The 16,031-nt window shown below is 66.6% G+C and carries 13 protein-coding genes and 1 pseudogene; 8 read left to right on the top strand and 6 right to left on the bottom strand.

The genetic code is table 11. The features are described 5' to 3' along the window. Window positions 1-402: a type II toxin-antitoxin system VapC family toxin gene (locus AC3WJE_RS01210; RefSeq protein ID WP_493728933.1), complete on the top strand. Its 402-nt coding sequence runs from the start codon at window positions 1-3 to the stop codon at window positions 400-402. A gap of 41 nt (window positions 403-443) precedes the next feature. Beyond that, the gene (acnB, locus tag AC3WJE_RS01205; RefSeq protein ID WP_493728932.1) at window positions 444-3,035 is read left to right on the top strand and encodes a bifunctional aconitate hydratase 2/2-methylisocitrate dehydratase; all 2,592 of its coding nucleotides are present in this window, start codon (window positions 444-446) and stop codon (window positions 3,033-3,035) included. Window positions 3,036-3,127: 92 nt separating this feature from the next. On the opposite strand, the gene AC3WJE_RS01200 is transcribed toward acnB, so the two are convergent. Next, entirely contained in the window at window positions 3,128-4,249 is a 1,122-nt protein-coding gene (locus AC3WJE_RS01200; protein WP_493728931.1) for an NAD(P)/FAD-dependent oxidoreductase, read from the bottom strand. A gap of 195 nt (window positions 4,250-4,444) precedes the next feature. Beyond that, window positions 4,445-5,698 carry a LysR family transcriptional regulator gene (locus tag AC3WJE_RS01195; RefSeq protein WP_493728930.1) on the bottom strand — a complete coding sequence of 418 codons (1,254 nt, stop codon included), beginning with the start codon at window positions 5,696-5,698 and terminating at the stop codon, window positions 4,445-4,447. A 100-nt stretch (window positions 5,699-5,798) separates the two neighbouring features. On the opposite strand from AC3WJE_RS01195, the gene AC3WJE_RS01190 reads away from it, so the two are divergent. The 6 genes from AC3WJE_RS01190 to AC3WJE_RS01165 all read left to right on the top strand — a co-directional run bounded on the left by AC3WJE_RS01190 (window position 5,799) and on the right by AC3WJE_RS01165 (window position 12,209). After that, window positions 5,799-6,470: a 4-carboxy-4-hydroxy-2-oxoadipate aldolase/oxaloacetate decarboxylase gene (locus tag AC3WJE_RS01190; protein ID WP_493728929.1), complete on the top strand. Its 672-nt coding sequence runs from the start codon at window positions 5,799-5,801 to the stop codon at window positions 6,468-6,470. Continuing rightward, window positions 6,463-7,518 carry a 4-oxalomesaconate tautomerase gene (locus AC3WJE_RS01185; RefSeq protein WP_493728928.1) on the top strand — a complete coding sequence of 352 codons (1,056 nt, stop codon included), beginning with the start codon at window positions 6,463-6,465 and terminating at the stop codon, window positions 7,516-7,518. Before AC3WJE_RS01190 ends, AC3WJE_RS01185 begins: the two co-directional genes overlap by 8 nt. A gap of 43 nt (window positions 7,519-7,561) precedes the next feature. Continuing rightward, the gene (gene dctA / locus AC3WJE_RS01180) at window positions 7,562-8,875 is read left to right on the top strand and encodes a C4-dicarboxylate transporter DctA (protein WP_493728927.1); all 1,314 of its coding nucleotides are present in this window, start codon (window positions 7,562-7,564) and stop codon (window positions 8,873-8,875) included. Window positions 8,876-8,957: 82 nt separating this feature from the next. Then, window positions 8,958-10,256, top strand: coding sequence for a carbohydrate porin (locus tag AC3WJE_RS01175; protein WP_493728926.1), 1,299 nt, complete (start codon window positions 8,958-8,960; stop codon window positions 10,254-10,256). A gap of 22 nt (window positions 10,257-10,278) precedes the next feature. Continuing rightward, complete coding sequence (locus tag AC3WJE_RS01170; RefSeq protein WP_493728925.1) at window positions 10,279-11,301, top strand: amidohydrolase family protein; 1,023 nt, start codon at window positions 10,279-10,281, stop codon at window positions 11,299-11,301. Beyond that, window positions 11,301-12,209, top strand: coding sequence for an amidohydrolase family protein (locus AC3WJE_RS01165; protein WP_493728924.1), 909 nt, complete (start codon window positions 11,301-11,303; stop codon window positions 12,207-12,209). Before AC3WJE_RS01170 ends, AC3WJE_RS01165 begins: the two co-directional genes overlap by 1 nt. A gap of 135 nt (window positions 12,210-12,344) precedes the next feature. Here AC3WJE_RS01165 and AC3WJE_RS01160 read toward each other — a convergent pair whose 3' ends face one another. The 4 genes and pseudogenes from AC3WJE_RS01160 to AC3WJE_RS01145 form a co-directional block, all read right to left on the bottom strand. Continuing rightward, entirely contained in the window at window positions 12,345-13,415 is a 1,071-nt protein-coding gene (locus tag AC3WJE_RS01160; protein WP_493728923.1) for a protein-glutamate methylesterase/protein-glutamine glutaminase, read from the bottom strand. Next, window positions 13,412-14,008 carry a chemoreceptor glutamine deamidase CheD gene (gene cheD, locus AC3WJE_RS01155; RefSeq protein WP_493728922.1) on the bottom strand — a complete coding sequence of 199 codons (597 nt, stop codon included), beginning with the start codon at window positions 14,006-14,008 and terminating at the stop codon, window positions 13,412-13,414. The genes AC3WJE_RS01160 and cheD overlap by 4 nt, the downstream gene beginning before the upstream one ends. Further along, the gene (locus tag AC3WJE_RS01150) at window positions 14,005-14,868 is read right to left on the bottom strand and encodes a CheR family methyltransferase (protein WP_493728921.1); all 864 of its coding nucleotides are present in this window, start codon (window positions 14,866-14,868) and stop codon (window positions 14,005-14,007) included. The genes cheD and AC3WJE_RS01150 overlap by 4 nt, the downstream gene beginning before the upstream one ends. A 243-nt stretch (window positions 14,869-15,111) precedes the next feature. Then, window positions 15,112-15,993 (bottom strand): annotated as a pseudogene (locus AC3WJE_RS01145) (methyl-accepting chemotaxis protein); the annotation flags it as partial. Between the last annotated feature and the right edge of the window lie 38 nt (window positions 15,994-16,031).

Below are 16,031 nucleotides of genomic sequence, written 5' to 3'. Positions count from 1 at the left end.
GTGGCGATCACCGTCGACTCCCCGGTCCTGATCGAACTGCTCAGCAATGGCCCGCAGGCCGATGCGGTGGAAGCCTGCCTGCGGCAGAGCCTGGTCGGCGGCCGCGTGGTGGTCTGCGGCACGACCCTGGCCGAACTGTGCGCCGCGCTGCAGGGCGGTGCGGAGGTGCTGGAGGCGCTGGAGGAAATGGGCGTCCACTTCAATCCGCTGGAAGCCAAGTCGGCGCTGCGCGCCGGCGAGATGCACCGACGCCATCGCCAGCGCGGCGGCGGCCGGCGCAGTCTGGACGAATTCGTGGTGGGGGCCCACGCGCTACTGCAGTGCGATGGCCTGATCACCTGGAACGACACGTTTTACCGCGACTACTTCAAGGGCCTGAAGCTGATCGTGCCGCAAGCCTGAGCCCATCTCATCCCCATCAACTGCGTTACCTGGGAGTTGTCATGTTGGAAGCCTATCGCCACCACGTCGCAGAGCGCGCCGCGCTCGGCATCCCGCCGTTGCCGCTGAGCGCGCAGCAGACCGCCGAGGTCATCGAATTGCTGAAGAACCCGCCGGCGGGCGAGGAGCAATTCCTCGTCGATCTGATCACCCATCGCGTGCCGGCCGGCGTGGACGATGCCGCGAAAGTTAAGGCCTCGTACCTGGCCGCGGTCGCCTTCGGCACCGAGAAGACCCCGCTGATCTCGCCGGCGCGTGCCACCGAGCTGCTGGGCACGATGCTGGGCGGCTACAACATCCATCCGCTGATCGAGCTGCTTGACCACGCCGAGCTGGGCACGGTCGCGGCCGAGGGCCTGAAGCACACGCTGCTGATCTTCGACGCCTTCCACGACGTGCAGGAAAAGGCCGAGGCCGGCAATGCCAATGCCCAGGGCGTGCTGAAGAGCTGGGCCGAGGCCGAGTGGTTCACCAGCAAGCCGGAAGTGCCGCAGAGCCTGACCATCACCGTGTTCAAGGTGCCGGGCGAGACCAACACCGACGACCTGTCGCCGGCACCGGACGCGACCACCCGCCCGGACATCCCGCTGCACGCGCTGGCGATGCTCAAGAACAAGCGTCCCGATGCGCCGTTCGTGCCGGAAGAAGACGGCAAGCGCGGGCCGATCCAGCAGATCCTCGATCTGAAGGACAAGGGCCACCTGGTCGCCTATGTCGGCGACGTGGTCGGCACCGGCTCCAGCCGCAAGTCCGCCACCAACTCGGTGCTGTGGTTCACCGGCGAGGACATCCCGTTCATTCCGAACAAGCGCTTCGGCGGCGTCTGCCTGGGCTCCAAGATCGCTCCGATCTTCTACAACACGATGGAAGATGCCGGCGCGCTGCCGATCGAGCTGGACGTGTCGAAGATGGAACACGGCGACGTGGTCGAGCTGCGTCCGTACGACGGCAAGGCGTTCAAGAACGGCGAGGTGATCGCCGAGTTCGAACTGAAGTCCGAAGTGCTGCTGGACGAAGTCCGCGCTGGTGGCCGCATTCCGCTGATCATCGGCCGTGGCCTGACCGGCAAGGCGCGTGAGGCGCTGAAGCTGCCTCCGACCGACCTGTTCCGCCTGCCGGTCAACCCGCCGGACACTGGCAAGGGCTTCTCGCTGGCGCAGAAGATGGTCGGCCGCGCCTGCGGTCTGCCGGAAGGCCAGGGCATGCGTCCGGGCACCTACTGCGAGCCGAAGATGACCTCGGTGGGTTCGCAGGACACCACCGGTCCGATGACCCGCGACGAGTTGAAGGATCTGGCCTGCCTGGGTTTCTCGGCTGATCTGGTGATGCAGTCGTTCTGCCACACCGCGGCTTATCCGAAGCCGGTGGACGTCAAGACCCACCACACCCTGCCGGAGTTCATCTCCACCCGTGGCGGCGTCTCGCTGCGTCCGGGCGACGGCGTGATCCACAGCTGGCTCAACCGCATGCTGCTGCCCGACACCGTCGGCACCGGCGGCGACTCGCATACCCGTTTCCCGATCGGCATCTCGTTCCCGGCCGGTTCGGGTCTGGTCGCCTTTGCCGCGGCCACCGGCGTGATGCCGCTGGACATGCCGGAATCGGTGCTGGTGCGCTTCAAGGGCCAGATGCAGCCGGGCGTGACCCTGCGTGACCTGGTCAACGCGATCCCGCTGTATGCGATCAAGCAGGGCCTGCTGACCGTGGCCAAGGCCGGCAAGAAGAACATCTTCTCCGGCCGCATTCTGGAGATCGAAGGTCTGCCGGAGCTGAAGGTGGAGCAGGCGTTCGAGCTGTCCGATGCATCGGCCGAGCGTTCGGCGGCGGGCTGCACCGTGCACCTCAACAAGGAGCCGATCATCGAGTACCTCACCAGCAACATCACGCTGCTGAAGTGGATGATCGCCGAGGGCTACGCCGATGCACGCACGCTGGGTCGCCGTATCAAGAAGATGGAAGAGTGGCTGGCTGATCCGCAGCTGCTTGAGCCGGATGCCGACGCCGAGTACGCCGCCGTCATCGAGATTGATCTGGCCGACATCCACGAGCCGATCGTGGCCTGCCCGAACGACCCGGACGACGTGAAGACCCTGTCCGAAGTCGCCGGCGCCAAGATCGACGAGGTGTTCATCGGTTCGTGCATGACCAACATCGGTCACTTCCGTGCCGCCGCCAAGCTGCTGGAAGGCAAGCGCGACATCCCGACCCGCCTGTGGGTCGCACCGCCGACCAAGATGGACGCCTCTGAGCTGACCAAGGAAGGCCACTACGGCACCTTCGGCGCCGCCGGTGCGCGCATGGAAATGCCGGGCTGCTCGCTGTGCATGGGCAATCAGGCGCAGGCGCGTGAGGGCGCGACGGTGTTCTCGACCTCGACCCGCAACTTCCCGAACCGCCTGGGCCGCAACACCAACGTGTACCTGGGTTCGGCCGAGCTGGCGGCGATCGCCTCGCGCCTGGGCAAGATCCCGACCAAGGAGGAGTACATGGCCGACGTGGGCGTGATCAAGACCAGTGGCGACCAGATCTATCGCTACATGAACTTCGATCAGATCAAGGATTACCAGGACGTGGCTGAAACCGTCGCGGCCTGATCCCTGGCGCAAGTAACACCGAAAAGCCCGGCGCAAGCCGGGCTTTTCGCATCTGGTTTGAAGCGATCGCTGAATGGCGCGTCAGCGCCGCTTTATTTGGAGAGGCCGAACAGGCGACGATATCTGGGTACCAGCATGTGGCCGGCCTTGGCGAGCGTGTTGAGCCGGGGCGAGGTGGTTACGCCAAACAATGGCAGGTGGGAGACACCGTTGCGGCGACCCAGCGTCACGGCCATGTTCTGCACGCCGGTCTGGGCACGATAGTTGACGAGGCTGTTCCCCCGTCCCTCAGCCACGGCGCGGATGTTGCCTGCGGCGACCTTGACCTGGCCCTGGATGTGCCAGGCCATCTTGTTCTCGTCCAGATCGGTGATGTCGCCCAGTGCGAACAGGCGTTGCTGTCCGTGTACGCGCAGGTCGGCATCGACCTTGATGCGCCCGGCCTCGTTGAGCAGGTGCGGGTAGTGCGCGCGCATGTAGCCGGTGTTGGGGCGGCCACCGGTGCACCAGATCAACAAGTCGTAGGGAATCTCGCGCTGGCGATCGGTCAGCGCGGTGCCCGCTGGCGCGAGCGCCTCGTGGCTTGCGCCGGCCCCGTCCACGAGGCGTTCGTTGAGCAGCACGGTCACGCCGCGCGTTTCCAGCACGTTGTGGGCATGGGCGGAAAGGCGAGGTGAGCTTCCGGCGAGAACGCGTGCGCCGGCCTCGATGATCGTGATCTGCTTGTGCGGATGGATTTCGGTGATTTCGCCGGCGACCTCGATTCCGATCGGGCCGCCGCCGACGATCAGGATCCGCTCGGAAGATTGCAGTCGTGCGTGGAAAGCGTCATAGAACGCCCGGCGCGCTTGCAGGGTGCCGCCGTCGGAGCGCATCAGCGGATTGGCGAAACGGCTGCCGGTTGCCAGCACCGAAATGGGGCTGGTCAGCAGCGAGGTGTGCCCGTGTTCGTCTTCGATCAGGCCACCCTCGGCGGTCCATTCGCGCAGTCGCGCGCGGACGTGCCTGACCTCGGGAAGAACGCTTGGAAACGGCAGCATCGCCGCCTCCGAGAAGCTAGGTTCGACCAGGCTGCGCGGTGCGGACATGGGGACTTCGAAGAAATCCAGCGGATCCACCAGCGTGATGCGGAAGTGCTTGTACAGGCGCTGCGCCAACGTGGCGCCTGCGATTCCGCCGCCGTAGATGGTCAGCTGTTGCGGCAATGAAGGCATGTTTTTTCAGGGGAATGGGGGGCAGAGGCTTTGTTACGTCCCGTAACTCAAACAACGTAAGCCACTGTCGATGCCTTTTGAAGGAGGCACATTCGTGTTCGTGGGGGCCTGTTCGTAGGCGAGGCCGGTGGCGGCCTTCCTTGCCCCGAGCACACGCAGGAGCAGCCCGACCTGTTCGGGAATGGATGGCACGCCCTAGGCGGCGGGGTAGCGGAACGGCCAGGCGTCCTCGGCGTCGCTGCTGCGCTCGGCACAGACCTCTCGAAAGGTGCGCACGAAGGCCTGCTGTGGCCGCGTCGGATGCCAGTCGGCACGGGTGGTCAGGCCGATCCTGCGACGCAGTCCACCGCCGGCGAGGCCGATTTCAGCGAGCAGGCCGGCGCGACGCTCGATCACGAACTGATCGCGCGACATCAGGGTCAGCCAATCGTCTTCCAGCAGCAGGCCGCGGGTAATCAGCACCGAGCCACACTCGATGCGCAGCCGCGGTGGTTCGTGGCCGTGCTCGCGGAACATGCTTTCCCAACGGGCGCGCACCGGTGCGCCGGTGGCCGGGATCACCCAGGGGTAGTCGAGCAGGCGCCCGAAGCGCAGGTCGGCACGCCCGGCCAGCGGGTGGCCGGCGCGGGCGACGACCACCGGGTCATCGTCGAACAGTCCTTCCTGCATGACATCGCGCACCGAGCTGAGGTCGCGCATCGCACCGACCAGCAGGTCCAGGCTGCCTTCGCGCAGGTCCGCCAGCAATTCCGCATAAGGGCCTTCGACCACGTTCACGCTGGCACCGGGCCACTCACGGGCGAAACGAGCCAGCGCCTGCGGCAGCAGGATCGCGCGGGCGAGCGGCATCACCCCGATCGCCAGGCGACCACCTTGCCGGTTGCGCAGCGAGGCGAGTTCGTCCAGGCCGGTGGTGAGTTCGGACAAGGCCAGTCGTACCAGGCGCAGCAGGCGGCTGGCGGCGGGCGTCGGCTGCATGGTCTTGCCGCGCCGCTGCACGAGCGGCACGTCGATGGTGGTCTCCAGTTCGTGCACGGCGCGGGTGATGGCGGGCTGCGAGAGCCCGGCCCGCGCGGCCGCCAGCGAATAGCTGCCTGCCGCATCGACGGCGGCCAGTGCCTGCAACTGGCCCAGGGACAGCCGACGCTCGACCGCGGGCAGCGCCGGCAGGCGCGCGGCGCGACGGGCCAGGCGCACGCCGTGGGCGAGATAACCGAGTGAGCGCTCGATGCGGGGCACCAGCAGCAGGGTCGCTTCGGTGGCGGCCATGCCGCCTGGCTGGCGGTCGAACAGGACGACGTCGAGCTGCTTTTCCAGCCGCGCGATGGCGTGGGTCAACGCGGGTTGCGACAGGTTGATGTGCGGCGCGGCGGCGCTGATGCCGCCATGCGCGTGCACCGCGACCAGTGCGTGCAGGTGCTTGAGGTTCAATCCGGAAAGCGCGTACATGGCACAACTATAACCAAGTTGAATGTCCCTCACGGAAAACGATCTTGAGGCCCCATGATTGCCAGAACAGACTGCGCCATCCCGAAAGAAGGATGGATGGATGTCCCGCGTTGTGACCCGCATCGAGCGCGCCGAGCCGGCGCTGATCCAGGCGCTGGCCGAGGCCGGTGTCGCCACCGTCCATGAAGCCCAGGGGCGGCATGGCCTGCTGCACCCGCGGCTGCGTCCGGTCCATGCCGGCGCCCGCATCGCCGGCAGCGCGGTGACGGTGTCGGTGCCGCCGGGCGACAACTGGATGATGCACGTGGCCATCGAGCAGCTCGCCGAGGGCGACGTGCTGGTGGTGGCGCCCACCAGTGAGTGCACCGATGGCTACTTTGGCGATCTGCTGGCGACTTCGGCGCAGGCGCGTGGCTGCCGCGGTCTGGTGATCGATGCCGGCGTCCGCGATGTGCGTGAGCTGACCGCGATGGCGTTCCCGGTGTGGAGCCGCGCGATCCATGCACAGGGCACGGTCAAGGAGACGCTAGGTTCGGTGAACGTGCCGGTGGTCTGTGCGGGCGCCCTGGTACAGCCGGGCGACGTCGTGGTCGCCGACGATGATGGTGTGTGCATCGTGCCGCGCGCCGACGCCGCTCGCGTGGCCGCCGAAGCGCAGGCGCGCGAGGCACGCGAAGCCGACAAGCGGATACGGCTGGCGCGCGGCGAGCTGGGCCTGGACATCTATGCCATGCGCGAGCAGCTGGCGACCAAGGGCCTGCGCTATGAGTGACGGCGTGCGCGCGATGTGGATGCGGGGCGGAACGTCCAAGGGCGGGTTCTTCCTGGCCGAGACGTTGCCGGCAGCGGCCGACGCGCGCGACGCCTTCCTGCTGCGCGCCTACGGCTCGCCCGACGCACGCCAGATCGACGGCATGGGCGGCGGCGATCCGTTGACTTCCAAGGTCGCGGTGGTTTCGCGTTCGTCACGGCCCGACGCCTACGTGGATTACCTGTTCCTGCAGGTGTTCGTCGACCAGGCCGTGGTCAGCGATGCGCAGAACTGCGGCAACATGCTGGCCGGCGTCGGCCCGTTCGCGATCGAACGCGGGCTGGTCGAGGTCGCGGCTGAGCGGACCGAGGTACGCATCTTCATGGTCAACACCGGCACCGTCGCCACCGCCACGGTGCAGACGCCCGGTGGACGGGTCGCGTACGACGGTGACGCCCGCATCGATGGTGTGCCGGGGACTGCAGCGCCCGTGCCACTGGCCTTCGAAGGTACCGCGGGCTCGAGCTGCGGCGCACTGCTGCCGACCGGCAACGCGGTGGACGTCGTCGCGGGCGTGGAGGCGACGCTGATCGATAACGGGATGCCGTGTGTGGTCGTGCGTGCGGCCGACCTGGGCATCAGCGGCTACGAGGACCGCGCCACTCTCGATGGCGACAGCGCATTGAAGGCGCGGTTGGAAGACATCCGCCTTCAGGCCGGTCCGCGGATGGGCTTGGGCGAGGTAACCGCGCAATCGGTGCCGAAGATGATGCTGGTGGCTGCGCCACGCGCGGGCGGGGCGATCAGCGTGCGCTCGTTCATCCCGCACCGTTGCCATGCCTCGATCGGGGTGCTGGGGGCGGTGACGGTGGCCACCGCCTGCCTGCTGCCCGGTTCGCCCGCGCATGCGCTGGCGGTACTGCCCGGTGGGTCGGTGCAGACCCTCGCGGTCGAGCACCCGAGCGGCGCCACGGGCTGTGTGATCGAGCTGGATACCGATGGGAGCGTGTCCAGGGCGGCGGTGCTGCGCACCGCCCGGAAGCTGTTCGACGGCGTCCTGTTCGATTGAACAGGCGACGCCTTTCTATCCTTGGCAACCTGGGAGGGTTGATATGACCGTTGTAGAGAAGCGGCCGGGCCGCTTCGGCATTTTTGGACAGTTGTGGTTCCAGGTGTTGGCCGGCACGCTGATCGGTGTGCTGCTGGGATGGCTGCAGCCCGATTGGGGCTCGGCGATGAAGCCGTTCGGCGATGCGTTCATCAAGCTGATCCGGATGATGATCGGGCCGATCATCTTCGTCACCGTGGTACATGGCATCGCCGGCATGCGCGACATGCGCAGCGTCGGCCGGTTGGCGCTGAAGTCGTTGATCTACTTCGAGGCGATCACCATCCTCGCGCTGATCGTCGGTCTGGTGGCGGTCGATCTGTGGAAGCCGGGGGCGGGCATGAACATCGACCCGGCCAGCATCGACATGGCCAGTATCCAGGGCTACGTGCATACCGCGCACGACCAGTCGATCGTGTCCTACATCATGGCGATCATCCCCACCACGCTGGTCAGCGCGTTCACCGAGGCGCACGTGCTGCAGGTGTTGTTCGTCGCGGTGCTGTTCGGCGTGGCGTTGGCCTCGGTCGGCGAGCGCGGCGCGCCGGTGATGAAGGTGATCGAAGGCACGTCCAGCGCGTTGTTCAAGATCATCGGCTACATCATGTATTTCGCGCCGATCGGTGCGTTCGGTGCGATCGCCTTCACCGTGGGCCAGTTCGGCGCCGGTTCGCTGCTGTCGCTGGGCGAGCTGATCATCGAATTCTTCATTGTCTGTGGTCTGTTCACTGTGCTGGTACTCGGCAGCGTGTGCTGGTGGACCGGTGCCAGCCTGTGGCGGCTGCTGGGCTACCTGCGCGATGAGATCGTGATCGTGGCCGCGACCACCTCGACCGAGACGGTGCTGCCGCGCCTGATCGAGAAGATGAAGAAGCTCGGCTGCGAAGAGGGCGTGGTCGGTTTCGTGATCCCGGCCGGTTACTCGTTCAACCTCGACGGCACCTGCCTGTACCTGACCACGGTCGCGCTGTTCCTGGCACAGGCCACCAACACCGAACTGACCGTGTGGCACCAGCTTGGGCTGATCGCGGTGCTGCTGCTGACTTCCAAGGGGGCGGCCGGCGTGGCCGGAGCGGCGTTCGTGGTGCTGGCGGCGACACTGGGCACCACCGGCACGATTCCGGTAGCCAGCATTGCGCTGATCCTGGGCATCCACCGGATTCTGGCCGAGGGCCTGACCTTCGTGAACCTGATCGGCAATGCGATTGCCGTGCTGGTGATCGCCAAGTGGGAAGGCAAGCTCGACGAGAAGGTGATGGCCGAACAGATCGGCACGAGACGTCTGCGCCGCCGCGTGCTGGGCGCTCAGCCGGTCTGACCCGCCGCCACGGCGCGGCCGTGGTGGTCCGAATCCCCATCCATCCAAGCTCCGGCTGCCTTGCGCCGGACAGGAGGCGCTCGTGTCCTGTTTTTCCCGCAACACCCTTTGTCTGCTCGTGGCGGCCTGTCTGGCCGGCCCGGCGATGGCCGCTGATGGCGCCACTGGAAAGGGCTCGCTGCCCGAGGGCGTCGACGTCATCCTGGATTTCATCGGCAACGTGGCGTCCAACCCGGTCGGTGGCGTCGAGCAGGGCACCGAGGGTTCGTACTCGCTGATGGCCCAGTCGAAGTTCGACCTGGACACGCTGTTCGGCGTGCACAACACCGATGTGGATGCGCAATGGGCCTGGCTGGCCGGAGGCAATCTGGCGCGCGAGAAGATCGGCAACTCGATCAGCAGCCAGCAGAACTGGCGGCCGGTCGCCGGTGGCCGCCTGACCCGGCTGACGATCCGCCACCGTTTCGACAACGGTCTGAGCCTCACGGTCGGTCGCACGCCACTGAACAGCTACTTCAACAGCTCACCGCTCAACTGCGTGTTCATGAGCAATGCGATGTGTCTGACCCCCTACGGGGCGATCACCGATCTGGGCATCACCGCATTCCCGAATTCGTCGTGGGCCGGCATCGTCCGCTACGACGCGAACGACCGCTGGTACGCGCAGGCCGGTGTCTTCGACTACAACAACGACCTGAACAAGGCCGGCAAGAACGGGCTGGACTTCTCGATGGGCGAGGGCACCGGCACCCTCACTGCTTATGAGCTGGGTTACCAGACCAGCTTCGCCAACGACCGGCTGCCGCGTACCTATCGGCTGGGCATGTACCGCAACAGTGATGGCGGCAAGAGCTCGTTCTACGATGCCAACGGCAACTCGGCGGCCCTGACCGGCAAGCCGACCGCCGTGCAGGACGGGGCACGCGTGGGCTGGTACGCAATGGCCGACCAGACGGTGTGGCGCGGGGAGGGCCAGCGCAATCTGGCGGTGTTCGGGCGTTACTACGTGAACACCGGCAACGAGGCGTCTGTCGCCTATTTCGTGGCGGCTGGCTTCGTCAAGACCGGCACCTTCAGCGGGCGCGATCGCGACACGCTGGCGCTATTCGTCTCCAACACGCACTTCAGCGACGAGCAGATGGCCTTCCTGCGCGACCGCCGCGTGCGCCATGGCGGCAGTGGCACGCCGCACAACAACGAGGTGATCGCCGAGCTCAGCTACGGCTGGGCGGTGCGTCCAGGCATCCGCCTGATGCCGAACCTGCAGTACGTCATCAACCCCGACCCGATCTACGCGCCGACCCGGCTCACCGACATTCCCGATGCGCTGATCGTCGGGCTGCGCGTGGACATCCAGTTTGCCCAGCTGTTTGGCTGGTGATTCCTCCCCACGAGGCCGTCCCATGATCATTGATTGCCACGGTCACTACACGACCGCCCCCGCCAGCCACGATGCGTTCCGCAAGCAGCAGATCGCACATTTCAACGACCACACACTGCCGGCACCGGTCTACCCGCAGATCAGCGATGACGAGCTGCGCGAAAGCGTGGAGAGCAACCAGCTACGCCTGCTGCGTGAGCGCGGCGCGGACATGACGATCTTCTCGCCGCGCGCCAGCACCATGGCCCATCACATCGGCGATGAGCATGTCAGCGCCGAATGGACGCGACGCTGCAACGATCTGATCGCGCGCGTGGTGCAGCTGTACCCGGAGGTCTTCATCGGCGTATGCCAGCTGCCGCAGTCGCCGGGCGTGCCCATCGCGCACTCGATCGCCGAGTTGGAGCGCTGCGTCAACGAACTGGGGTTTGTCGGCTGCAACCTCAATCCGGATCCGTCCGGCGGGCACTGGACCGGCCTGCCGCTGACCGACCGCGCCTGGTATCCGTTCTTCGAGAAGATGGTCGAGCTGGACGTGCCGGCGATGGTGCATGTGTCCGGCAGCTGCAACGCCAATTTCCATGCCACCGGTGCGCATTACCTCAATGCCGACACCACCGCGTTCATGCAGTTCCTGCAGGGCGATCTGTTCCGTGACTTCCCGGAGCTGCGCTTCATCATCCCGCATGGCGGCGGTGCGGTGCCGTACCACTGGGGCCGCTTCCGCGGGCTTGCCGACATGCTGGGCAAGCCGCCGTTGAACCAGCACGTGATGAAGAACGTGTTCTTCGATACCTGCGTCTATCATCAGCCGGGCATCGATCTTCTGTTCAAGGTCATCGACATCGACAACATCCTGTTCGGCTCGGAGATGGTCGGCGCGGTGCGTGGCATCGATCCGGAGACCGGCCACTACTTCGATGACACTCTGCGCTACGTGGAGGCGCTGGGGTTGTCCGGGGCCGACCGCCGCAAGGTGTATGAAGGCAATGCGCGGCGGGTCTATCCGCGTCTGGACGCGCAGCTGAAGGCGAGGGGACTGTGATGACCCATTTCGAGAAAGATGCCGACTGGCTGGATTTCTGCCCGGCGCCGAGCCGCCCGACCTTCGTGCCACCGCCGGGCGCGGTGGATGCGCATTGTCATGTGTTCGGGCCGGGCGATCGCTTCCCGTACGCGCCGGAACGCAAATACACCCCGTGCGATGCCGGCAAGGAGCAATTGTTCGCGCTGCGTGACCTGCTTGGATTCGAGCGCAACGTGATCGTGCAGGCGACCTGCCACGGCGCGGACAATCGTGCCTTGGTCGATGCGTTGCACAGTGCGAACGGTCGCGCCCGCGGCGTGGCCACCGTGCGCGATACGGTAACCGACGCCGAGCTGTGCGAGTTGCACGACGCCGGTGTACGCGGGGTGCGCTTCAACTTCGTCAAGCGGCTGGTGGATCCCAAGCCGGACGCTTATTACCAGGCCATCATCGAGCGCATCGCGCCGCTCGGCTGGCATGTGGTGATCTACTTCGAGGCCGCCGACCTGGCCGAGCGCTGGCACTTCTTCACCTCGCTGCCGGTCACCGTGGTGGTCGACCACATGGGCCGACCGGATGTGACCGCGCCGCTGGACGGGCCGGAGTTCCAGCGTTTCGTGCGGCTGATGGCCGAGCACGAGAACGTGTGGACCAAGGTCAGTTGCCCGGAGCGGCTGTCGAAGGCCGGCCCGCCGGGATATGACGATGTGGTGCCGTTCGCGCGGTATCTGGTCGAGCGTTTTCCTGAGCGCGTGTTGTGGGGTACCGACTGGCCCCATCCGAACCTGAAATCGCACATGCCCGATGACGGGACGCTGGTCGACATCATTCCGCGGATCGCGGTGACGTCCGAGCTGCAGCGGAAGCTGCTGGTGGACAACCCGATGCGGTTGTACTGGGCGCAGGGTGCGGTAACGCAGCGGTGATGCTGGAGGGGACACGCCCTCGTGGCGTTGGGTCGGAGAACTGCCGCCGGCACTGGCCGCTACCGGCAATGCTCCTGTAGTGCCGGTCGCTGACCGGCTCTTGCTGCACGGATTGGCGGTGCAGCAGGGTTACGGTCAGCCTCGCGCGAGTGCCATCAAGCGCTCGGCGATCTTCTCCAGCGGCACGGTTTCCTCGGTGGCGCCGAGCTTGAAGGCCGCGCCCGGCATCCCCCAGACCACGCTGCTGACTTCGTCCTGGACGAGTGTCTGGGCGCCGGCCTCACGCATCTGCAGCAGGCCGCGGGCACCGTCGTCGCCCATGCCGGTGAGGATCGCGCCGACGGCGTTCGGGCCGGCGTTGGCGGCTACCGACTGGAACAGCACGTCCACCGCCGGCTTGTGGCGGTTGACTGCCGGGCCGTCGTCGATGCGCGCGCGCCAGCGGGCGCCGTCACGGATGATGCGCAGGTGCTTGCCGCCCGGCGGCAGGTAGGCGTGGCCGGGCAGGATCGCTTCGCCGTCGCAGGCTTCGCGTACCGACATTGCCGAGTGGCGGTCCAGGCGCTCGGCGAAGGCAGTGCTGAAGCTGGCGGGCAGGTGCTGGGTGATCAGCACGGCGGGGGCGTCGGCCGGCATGCCTTCGAGCACGACCCGCAGCGCTTCGGTGCCGCCGGCGGAGGCACCGATGGCGATCAATCGGTCGGTGGTGCGGAATTGCGACGCGCGGGCCGCACCGGATGCCGCCGCCGGCGTGTCCAGGGTGATCCTTGCAGGTGCCGAGCGACCGATCGCGCGTACCCGCGCCTTGGCGGCGCTCTTGACCTTGGCGACGATCTCGGCAGCGTATTCCTCCAGTCCGCGGGCGACATCGAGCTTGGGCTTGGAGACGAAGTCCACCGCGCCCAATGACAGCGCCTGCAGCGTGGTGTCGGCACCGCGTTCGGTCAGCGAGGAGATCATCACCACCGGCAGCGGATGCAGCCGCATCAGGTTCTCGAGGAACGCCAGCCCGTCCATGCGCGGCATCTCGACGTCGAGCGTGAGCACGTCCGGGTTGAACCGTTTGATCTTCTCGCGTGCGACGTAAGGATCGGTGGCCGAGCCGACCACCTCGATGCCGGCGTCGCGCGAGAGGATCTCGGTCAGGATCTGCCGCACGACCGCCGAGTCGTCGACGATCAATACGCGTACAGGCGTCTCGATCATTCGAACAACTCCACGCCGCCGGTGACCGGCGCCTTGGACAGGCGCGCACGCACGGCCGATTCGGCGGCGGCGACCTCGGCTTCGTGCGCATGCGGCAGGCGCTGCACGACCACGCGGCCGGTGGTCGCGAAGAACCAGATCTTGCGCGGATGGATGCCCATCAGGTCTTCGGCGGCGATCGGGATGTGCTCGGCCTGCAGGTACTGGCGCACGAACTCGGCGTTGCGGGTGCCGACCGGATTGCTGGTGAAGCCCTTGAGCACGTTGGCGCCGCCGAATACCTTCGCTTCCAGGCGCTTGCGGTGCGCGCCGCGCTTGAGCAGGTCATTGATCAGCAGTTCCATCGCGTAGCTGCCGTAACGTGCCGGCGCGCCGTCACCGATCTGGCCTTCCGGCAGCATGAAGTGGTTCATGCCGCCGATCTTCAGCACCGGGTCGCGCAGGCAGGCGGCCACGCACGAGCCAAGGATCGTGGTCAGCGCGGTGTCGTCGTCGACCACCAGGTACTGGGTCGGCAGCAGCTTGGCGGCGATCGTCTGGAAGCGGGTGTCGTGGTAGCGCATCACCTCGTCGATCTTCAACGGACTGCTCATGCCGGCGCTCCGGCCCGGACTGCGCGGCGATACAGGGTGCGTCCGCACGGCTGGATCAGATCGGCCGCGTGCAGGTAGTTCTCGGAGTGGCCGGTATAGAGCAGGCCATCGTCGTCGAGGTGGGCGACCAGTCGCGAAAGGATGCCGCGCTGGGTGGGCTTGTCGAAATAGATCATCACGTTGCGGCAGAACAGGGCAACGTACGGGCCGGCGACGTCATAACGCGGCGCCAGCAGGTTGAGCTGGCGGAACTCGATCAGCTGGCGCAATGCCGGTACCACCCGACACTTGCCTTCGTTGGGTCCGGTGCCGCGCTGGAAGTAGCGGCGCTTGACCGCGGCATCGAGCGCTTCGATGCGTTCGACCGGATAGATGCCGCGCGAAGCGGTTTCCAGCACCTGGGTGTCGACGTCGGTGGCGAGGATCCTGACCGGCGGCGTCAGCGTGCCGAACACCTCGCAGGCGGTGATCGCGATCGAGTAGGGTTCCTCGCCGGTGGAGGCGGCGCACGACCACAGCTTGAGCGTGCCCTGGCCGGTACGGCGCTTGAGCTCCTCGTGCAGCTTGTCGAAGTGGTGCGGCTCGCGGAAGAACGAGGTCAGGTTGGTGGTCAGCGCATTGGTGAACGACTGCCATTCCTCGTCGCCATCGCCGCTGGCCTCCAACTGGTCCAGGTAGTCGCGAAACGAACGCAGTCCCAGCGCACGCAGCCGCCGCGACAGACGGCCGTAGACCATGTCGCGCTTGGCCGGTGCCAGAGCGATGCCGGCACGCTGGTAGATCAGCTCGCAGACGCGACGGAAGTCGCGCTCGGCGAACTCGAATTCCCTGGAGTCTGCGGGTGCGTCGGGGGACGTCATGGGTAGGTGATTGAATGCTTGATTGCGATATCGGCGACGACGACGGGCGGCTTGAAGCCCGGAGGGAGGAAAGATGCTGCTGTCCTGCTCGCGAGCGATGGCTCCTTGTAGGAGGGACTTCAGTCCCGACGCTTTATCGGTAAAGCGTCGGGACTGAAGTCCCTCCTACAAGGTCACCAGGGCCACACCATCAAAAAGAAGCCCCGGCCGGGCCGGGGCATCGGAAGAGTGTGCGGCGTTGGCTCAGAACTCCTGCCAGTCGCCGTCGGCCAAGGCTGGTTCGCTCTCGCTCTTCAGCGGACGCGAAGCCCGGACCGGCCGAGCGGCCGCAACCGGCGCCGCCTTGGCGGGTTTGGCAGCAGCAGCGCGACGTGGCGTGCCGAAGCTCTGCACCGGGGCGACGACTTGCTCTTCGAGCTTGAAGATCGCCACGGCACCGGCGAGCTGGCCAGCCTGCTCCTCCATCGCACGCGCGGCGGCGGTGGCTTCCTCGACCAGCGCGGCGTTCTGCTGGGTGGTCTCGTCCATCTGGGTGACGGTCTGGTTGACCTGCTCGATACCGCTGCTCTGCTCCTGCGAGGCAGCGGAGATCTCGGCCATGATGTCGGTCACACGCTGCACGCTGGCGACGATCTCGCCCATGGTCTGGCCGGCCTTGTGCACCAGCGCCGAGCCGCCAGCGACCTTGTCGACCGAGTCGTCGATCAGGCCCTTGATCTCCTTGGCGGCGTTGGCCGAACGCTGGGCGAGGGTGCGCACTTCGCTGGCGACCACCGCGAAACCACGGCCCTGCTCACCGGCACGCGCGGCCTCGACGGCGGCGTTGAGCGCCAGGATGTTGGTCTGGAAGGCAATGCCGTCGATGACCGAGATGATCTCGGCGATCTTCTTGGACGAACGCTCGATCTCGCCCATGGTGGTAACCACGCGGCCGACCACGTCACCACCATCACGCGCCACGCCAGCGGCACCTTGTGCAAGCTGGTTGGCCTGGCGCGCATGCTCGGCGTTCTGCCGGACGGTCGAGGTCAGCTCTTCCATCGAAGCGGCGGTTTCTTCGAGGTTGGCGGCCTGCTGTTCGGTGCGACGCGACAGGTCGTTGTTGCCCGAGGCGATCTCGCCGGCAGCGGTGTTGATCGCCGACGAGGACTGCTTGATGCGAC

Source organism: Pseudomonas sp. GW821-FHT07E12, assembly GCF_058986605.1.
The sequence above is the reverse complement of the archived record's forward strand: the minus strand, read 5'-3'. Positions and strand labels throughout refer to the sequence as shown.

Excerpts from the sequence above, each read along its gene's own strand:
- acnB (WP_493728932.1), top strand. The coding sequence starts at position 444 with ATGTTGGAAGCCTATCGCCACCACGTCGCAGAGCGCGCCGCGCTCGGC.
- AC3WJE_RS01200 (WP_493728931.1), bottom strand. The coding sequence starts at position 4,249 with ATGCCTTCATTGCCGCAACAGCTGACCATCTACGGCGGCGGAATCGCA.
- AC3WJE_RS01195 (WP_493728930.1), bottom strand. The coding sequence starts at position 5,698 with ATGTACGCGCTTTCCGGATTGAACCTCAAGCACCTGCACGCACTGGTC.
- AC3WJE_RS01190 (WP_493728929.1), top strand. The coding sequence starts at position 5,799 with ATGTCCCGCGTTGTGACCCGCATCGAGCGCGCCGAGCCGGCGCTGATC.
- AC3WJE_RS01185 (WP_493728928.1), top strand. The coding sequence starts at position 6,463 with ATGAGTGACGGCGTGCGCGCGATGTGGATGCGGGGCGGAACGTCCAAG.
- dctA (WP_493728927.1), top strand. The coding sequence starts at position 7,562 with ATGACCGTTGTAGAGAAGCGGCCGGGCCGCTTCGGCATTTTTGGACAG.
- AC3WJE_RS01170 (WP_493728925.1), top strand. The coding sequence starts at position 10,279 with ATGATCATTGATTGCCACGGTCACTACACGACCGCCCCCGCCAGCCAC.
- AC3WJE_RS01165 (WP_493728924.1), top strand. The coding sequence starts at position 11,301 with ATGACCCATTTCGAGAAAGATGCCGACTGGCTGGATTTCTGCCCGGCG.
- AC3WJE_RS01160 (WP_493728923.1), bottom strand. The coding sequence starts at position 13,415 with ATGATCGAGACGCCTGTACGCGTATTGATCGTCGACGACTCGGCGGTC.
- cheD (WP_493728922.1), bottom strand. The coding sequence starts at position 14,008 with ATGAGCAGTCCGTTGAAGATCGACGAGGTGATGCGCTACCACGACACC.
- AC3WJE_RS01150 (WP_493728921.1), bottom strand. The coding sequence starts at position 14,868 with ATGACGTCCCCCGACGCACCCGCAGACTCCAGGGAATTCGAGTTCGCC.